Here is a 6,452-nt window from a genome sequence, read left to right as displayed (position 1 = left end):
TGTCCGCAGGATTATGTCGTAGGGGTTATCCACCGCGCTGGCCATGGCCCACAGGCTTCCCAAGGTTTTGCCTTGCCTGCTGGGAATGCTGGTTGCCTTGCGGCGTGTCGCCGCGGTCCTATCGCTGTGGCTGTGCATAATTGTCTGGACATCACTTCGACGGAGGAGGAGCGATGGCCGGGCAGAGGCCGGATCGCAAGGCCGAGGAGCTGGCGCGCTCGCGGACGCTGAACCCGCGGCCGGAGACGGTGGTCGACGAGGCGTTCGCCTCCTCGGAGTTCTTCGACGCCCGCGACCTGGTGCAGGTCAAGTACGAGATGGTGCGCCGGGTGGAGAACGACGGCGCCTCGGTCACCGACGCGGCAGCCTCGTTCGGGTTCTCCCGGCAGTCCTACTACACCGCCGCGGCCGCGCTGACCGACGGCGGGCTGGCGGCCCTGGTGCCGGCCAAGCCGGGCCCGCGCGGGGCACACAAGCTCACCGAGGAGGTGCTCGACCACCTCGAGGCGCTGCGCGGGGAGGACCCGACCCTGCGCAGCGTGGAGCTGGCCGAGGCGGTCGCGGAGGAGTTCGGGGTACGGGTGCACCCCCGCTCGGTCGAACGTGCGCTGGCCCGCCGGGAGGCCACCGGGAGCTCGAAAAGCGGCTGAGGCCTCCGCCGGCGAGCAACCGGTCGCCGAGCCCGCGGCGATCGTCGCCGGCTACGAGCAGCTGCGCGAACGGGTCCTGTCCGGGCGCCCCGACGGCTGGCGACTCGGCCACGGGATCCTCGCCGGCCGCGGAGTGGTGGCCTGGAGCGCCGCGTGCGCCGCCGCCGCTGCGTCGTTGGCCGCGGCAGGGACGCCAGCGCACCACCCCTCATCCGCCCCTTCGACCCCGTCCCCATCCACCACGACCCCCTGTCCACCCACCACGGGTGCGCTGTCGTCCCCGCCCGGCGCCGGCCAGATCGTCGCCGTGCTCGCCCAAATGGCGCTCGCGCACGCCTGAACCACCCCTGCCCCCGCTCGCCACCCACCCGGAAGGAGTCCCGATGAACGACCACTCGACGAAGGTGACCGCTGAGCAGCTCCGCCGTGACGCCTACCTCTACGTGCGGCAGTCATCGCTGTACCAGGTCGCCCACAACACCGAGTCCTCCCGCCGCCAGTACGACCTGCGGGGGCGGGCGGTCGCGCTCGGCTGGCCGGCCGAGCAGGTCATCGTGATCGACGTCGACCAGGGCCAGTCCGGCGCCTCGGCCACCGACCGGGCCGGCTTCCAGCGGCTGGTCGCCGAGGTGTCGATGGGCAGGGCCGGGATCGTGCTCGGCCTGGAATGCTCGCGGCTGGCCCGCAACAACGCCGACTGGCACCGGCTGCTGGAGATCTGCGCACTGAACCGGACCCTGATCTGCGACGAGGACGGGCTCTACGACCCGTGCGCGATCAACGACCGGCTGCTGCTCGGCCTCAAGGGCACCATGTCCGAAGCCGAGTTGCACTTCATCCGCGCCCGGCTCCAAGGCGGCATCCTGGCCAAGGCCGCCCGCGGGGAGCTGGCCGTGCGGCTGCCGGTCGGACTGGTCTACGACGCCGCCGGGGCCGTCGTGCTCGACCCCGACGCCGGGGTCCGCCAGGTGATCAACCACCTGTTCACCACGTTTGAGGCCACCGGCTCGGCCACCGCAACGGTCAAGGCCTTCGCCGTCCAGGGGCTGACCTTCCCCGGCCGGCACCAGACCGGGCCGCACGCCGGCGAGCTGTACTGGGTGCCGCTGCGCCACGACCACGCCCTGTTCGTGCTGCACAACCCCCGCTACGCCGGCGCCTACTTCTACGGTCGACGCCGACAGATCACCGACATCGAGGGCCGCACCCGGACCGTGGTCAAACCCCGCGAGGAATGGACCACCCTGATCCCCGGCGCCCACCCCGGATACATCAGCTGGGACCAGTACGAGGCCAACCAGGACCGGCTCGCCGCCAACGCCGCCGCCCACGGCGAGGACCGCAAGGCCGGACCGCCCCGGGAAGGACCCGCCCTGCTGCAGGGCCTGGTGGTCTGCGGCCGATGCGGCAACCGGATGACCGTCGGCTACCACGCCCGCTGCGACGGCACCCCGGTACCCGACTACGCCTGCCAACGCGAGGGCATCGCCACCGGCACCCCGCCGTGCCAGTCGATGTGCGGATCCGGCATCGACGCCGCGGTCGCCGCGCTGGTGCTCGACACCCTCACCCCGCTCGCCATGGAGACCGCCCTCACCGTCAGCGCCGAACTCGCCACCCGCGCCGCCGACGCCGACCGGATCCGCGCCGCCGGCATCGAACGCGCCCGCTACGACGCCGACGCCGCCCGCCGCCGCTACCTGGCCGTCGACCCCGCCAACCGGCTCGTCGCCGACACCCTGGAAGCCGACTGGAACCACAAGCTGCGCGAGCTCGCCGACGCACAAGACGACTACGACCGCGCCCGGCAGGCCGGCGCCGGCCGCCTCACCGCCGAGCAGCAGGCGCGGATCCGCGCCCTGGCCGCCGACCTGCCCACCCTCTGGCGCGACCCGGCCACCCCGGCCCGGGAACGCAAACGGCTCATCCGACTGCTGGTCACCGACGTCACCCTGCTCAAGACCGACCAGCACGTCACCGCCCACGTCCGCCTCACCGGCGGGCAGCACCACACCCTCACCGTGCCGCGGCCGCTGAGGGCATGGGAGGCACACACCACCCCCGCGGCCACCCTCACCCTCATCGACGAGCTGCTCGCCGAGCACACCTACGACGAAACCGCCAGGATCCTCAACGATCGGGGTCTCACCGGCGGCTGGGGCAAACCGTTCACCGTCCCCTCGCTCACCGCGCTGTGCAAGGCCCGGGGCATCCCCAGCCCGCGCGACCGGCTGCGCGCCGCCGGCATGCTCACCCTCGACGAGATCGCCGCCCAGTTCGACGTCACCCCGGCCACCATCAAAGGCTGGCAGCGCCGCGGAGCGATCACCGGCCGGCGCGTCGACGGCCGCCGCGCCTACCTCTACCACCCCGGCCAGACCCGTCCCCCCGACCGCCGCAGCACCCGGTACCGCGCCAGCCGAAGAACTGTCGGTGCCACCTGCCACGATCAGGTCAACGCCACCCAGACCAGCAGCAACCCGCCCACAACCTCACCAGGAGGTGCAGTGTGAAGACCACTCGTTGTTGATCCCCAGCCGAACCGCGGCGAGGATCCCGGATCGTCGCTTGCGGATCGTCTGGGCCACCGTCACGAAGGGTTTCAGGCCGCTGCGCGAGGCTCTCGAGCAGAACCGGTCCAGGAGCATGCCGACCTCGGTGTCGGACAGGTCGCCGGCGAACACGGCGCGGAGCGCCTCCTTCAGGGCGTAGGCGCGCCATAGCTGACCTCCCTTGCGTTTGAGCTTGCGCAGCGTCGCGGCCTGGTCGTCGGTGAGGTCGCCCGGGTTCTTCAGCAGCGCCCAACGGGCCCCTTTGAACCGGCGGGCCGCGTCCTTGTCCGGGAGTTGACGCAGTTCTTGCCAGACCTGGCGGCGGACCTTGTCCAGCGCGGCGGTGGCTAACTGGACGACGTGGAACGGGTCATAGCAGATGATCGCGTTGGTGGCATGCCCGGGCTTGCGGGCCGACTTGTCGTAGGCCGGTCCCATGTCCATCGAGATCGCCTGGATCGCCTCGGAGCCTTCCTTACCGAGCTCGTCGAAGAAGCAGTCCAGGGTGGCGGTGTCCTTGCCCGGCTGGCCCCAGACGAACTTGCCGGTCGCGTTGTTCGACACCATCGTGAGGTAGGAGTGGCCCCTGCGCCACGACACCTCGTCCACGCCGATCACGAACAGGTCGTCCAGGCGCCGGGGGTCCAGGCCGGTCTCGATGACCCGTTCGATGATCCGGCCGGTGGTGTCCCAGTCGATCCGCATCAGCCGGCGCAGCGCCGACTTGTCCATGCTGGTGGCCAACCAGCCGACCAGGTCCTCGAAGTCGCGGGTGAACCGAGAACCGGGCCGGGCGAACGGGACCCCTTCGGTGCGGACCCCGTGGGTGGGGCAGTCCAGGCGGCGCAGGTCCGCCCGGATCTCCAGCCGCCACGCCGCCAGGTCCAGGTGCCGCCAGGTCGAGGACACCGGCCGGCTGTCATACCGCGCGTTGGTCGTGAACTCGCACCGCGGGCAGCGCAACCTACGCGCCGTGAGCCTGACGGTGACGACCACCTTGGCCGGCTGGAAGTCCACCTCGCTCACGGTGGTACCGGACAGGCACAGAAGACGCTTGAATGCTGTGGTGGCGCGCACGGATTCGGGCTCCTCGGCTCGGTTGTCTAGCAGCTCCGAAACCTAGAGCCCAGCCGTGCGCGTCACACCGGCCATGCCCGCGCCTCGCTTGTCCGCGGCAGGCCGTGCCTGCCGTGCTGCCGTCAAGCACCCGGTCCGGAGGCTCGCGGTCAAGGGTGGGCCCCGATGATGGTTCGCCCGGCAAGGGTTCGCGGCAAGCATCAGCGAACCATCATCGGGTGCCCTTGACCGCGAGGGGACCGGGTGTAGGCAGCTTGGCGCGGGCAGACACAGCGCGCCGCAGGCGCCCCCACTGGGTACTCGGTCTGTCCCGATCCACGCAGCCCAACCCACGCAGAAACCCGCAACCCCCGAAACGGGTACAGACCGGTGAGCCACTGAGCCGACACACAACCCCCGGGCTGCAAGGGGAAACCCACGGTTCAGCCCTCGAGGTCACCCACATTCATGCCGCAAGACCCACAAAGTCATCATCTACCTGTTCAGCAGGTGCCGTCTGCGGCCCGCTTGCCCAGCCGCCTTGGAGTGTCTCGGGACGCCATGGAACGGCGCGGAGCCTCCGGCCCACCTACTGGTCATGAAGACCCAAACACATCCACTCAGTGGGCTCGACCCGCTGCTCAGCATCGAGGACCTTGCCGAGTACCTCGGGGTGCCGGTCACGACCATCTACGACTGGCGTGTCGATGGGAAGGGTCCGTGCGGCGTCCGTGTCGGGCGTCATGTGAAGTTCATCCAGAGCGACGTGCTCGCCTGGATCGAGGCCCAGCGCGAGGTTCGGCCCGGCGGGAATCCGGACGGGCGGTGAGCTGAGATGGGGCGTCCACGCACCGCGATCGGCACGTTCGGCGAGTTCACCTACATTCCGGCGCCCAGCGGCAAGGTCAAGGCCCGCGTGCGCTTCCGTGACGACGATGGACGGCTCCGACTCGTCCAAGCCACGGGGGACACTCGCAAGTCCGCCGAGCGGGCACTGAAGCAGAAGCTCACGCGTCGGGATCGCTTCTCCTCCGGAAGTCGAGACCTCTCGGCCGACAGTACGTTCGGTCGACTTGTCGAAGTCTGGCTCGCGGATCTTGATCTGACCGACAAGCTTGCACCGAGCACGCGCGCGCTCTACGAGCGCAACATGCGCCAACTGGTGATGCCGGCCTTCGAGTCACACACCCTCCGCGAGATCAATGTGCGCAAGGTCGACCAGTTCATCAAGAAGCTCGCATCCACGAAGAGCTACAGCACGGCCAAACAGGCGCGAACTGTCCTCAGCCTCGCCTTCGGTCTGGCGGTCCGGTACGACGCTCTGAAGGAGAACCCGGTCCGCGGCATCGCCAGGATGCAAAAGCCGCCGGCGCAGACTATGGCGCTCACTCTTGAGCAGGTCGACGCCATCCGAGACGCCGCACGTGGCTGGCGCACCGCGCCAGGAACGCCGGGTCCGCCGCCGGACGGTCAGCTGGAGCAGATCATCGAGGTCATGCTCGGCACCTCGGCCCGCATCGGCGAGGTGCTCGCTATCCGCAAGTGCGATGTCGACGTCACGGTCTCCCCGGCAACGGTGCGGATCTGCGGCACCATCGTGTCGCCGGCTGGCAAGCCGACCTGCCGACAGCCACACCCGAAGACGCAGAAGTCGACGCGTGTGGTGTCGGTCCCGAGCTTTGCGGCCGAGATCATCCGACAGCGCTTGGTCGTCGTCGGTTCCGAGGCGCCGGACCACCTGCTGTTCTTCACTCGGAATGGCACGCCGTTGACGACCAACAACGTCCGACGGCGGCTGCGGGCGGTTCTCTCGGATGCCGGCATCGAGGGCGTTACGCCGCACGCCTTTCGCCGCACGGTCGCCACAGTCCTCGACCGGGCCAGCGGCCCCGATCTGGCTGCCGAACTGCTCGGCCATACGTCGTCGAAGATCACCAAGGAGCACTACATCCAGCCCGACGAGGCTGTCGATCCGGTGACGGCCGAGATCCTGGAGTCGCTGGCCCCGAAGCGAGCGGAGGGGCAGCCGTGAACGACGAGATCGTGGAGCCGTCACGTCTTCCAAACGGTAATGCAATGCATTACGATAGCCGAGTATTCGAGCGCGTCGATTGGTCACAGCGCGGCGCCTACATGAAGCGCAAGCACGGCGTCACGCCAGCGATCGCGGACGAAGCGCTCGAAGACCCCAACC

The 6,452-nt window shown here is 69.7% G+C and carries 6 protein-coding genes; 5 read left to right on the top strand and 1 reads right to left on the bottom strand.

From position 1 onward, the window contains the following. The first annotated feature begins 173 nt into the window (after positions 1-173). Genes VGR06_RS00185 through VGR06_RS00175 form a run of 3 tightly spaced genes read left to right on the top strand, consistent with a single transcriptional unit; the run spans position 174 to position 3,163 of the window. A complete protein-coding gene (locus VGR06_RS00185) occupies positions 174-650 on the top strand; it encodes a helix-turn-helix domain-containing protein (RefSeq protein ID WP_327556834.1) in 477 nt (158 codons plus the stop codon). Then, a complete protein-coding gene (locus VGR06_RS00180; RefSeq protein WP_327556835.1) occupies positions 604-990 on the top strand; it encodes a hypothetical protein in 387 nt (128 codons plus the stop codon). The genes VGR06_RS00185 and VGR06_RS00180 overlap by 47 nt, the downstream gene beginning before the upstream one ends. A gap of 43 nt (positions 991-1,033) precedes the next feature. Beyond that, positions 1,034-3,163 carry a recombinase family protein gene (locus tag VGR06_RS00175; RefSeq protein ID WP_327556833.1) on the top strand — a complete coding sequence of 710 codons (2,130 nt, stop codon included), beginning with the start codon at positions 1,034-1,036 and terminating at the stop codon, positions 3,161-3,163. Here VGR06_RS00175 and VGR06_RS00170 read toward each other — a convergent pair. Further along, positions 3,143-4,228 carry an ISL3 family transposase gene (locus tag VGR06_RS00170; protein ID WP_327556832.1) on the bottom strand — a complete coding sequence of 362 codons (1,086 nt, stop codon included), beginning with the start codon at positions 4,226-4,228 and terminating at the stop codon, positions 3,143-3,145. The genes VGR06_RS00175 and VGR06_RS00170 overlap by 21 nt on opposite strands. A gap of 628 nt (positions 4,229-4,856) precedes the next feature. Here VGR06_RS00170 and VGR06_RS00165 point away from each other — a divergent pair. Both VGR06_RS00165 and VGR06_RS00160 read left to right on the top strand, forming a co-directional pair. Then, entirely contained in the window at positions 4,857-5,087 is a 231-nt protein-coding gene (locus tag VGR06_RS00165) for a helix-turn-helix domain-containing protein (RefSeq protein ID WP_327556831.1), read from the top strand. Between the two features lie 6 nt (positions 5,088-5,093). Then, positions 5,094-6,290, top strand: coding sequence for a tyrosine-type recombinase/integrase (locus VGR06_RS00160; RefSeq protein ID WP_327556830.1), 1,197 nt, complete (start codon positions 5,094-5,096; stop codon positions 6,288-6,290). Positions 6,291-6,452 lie beyond the last annotated feature (162 nt).

The organism is Actinophytocola sp., from assembly GCF_036002505.1.
In the GTDB taxonomy this organism is placed as follows: domain Bacteria; phylum Actinomycetota; class Actinomycetes; order Mycobacteriales; family Pseudonocardiaceae; genus DASYTH01.
Note: the sequence above shows the minus strand (reverse complement) of the source record. Positions and strands in the feature narration are given on the sequence as shown.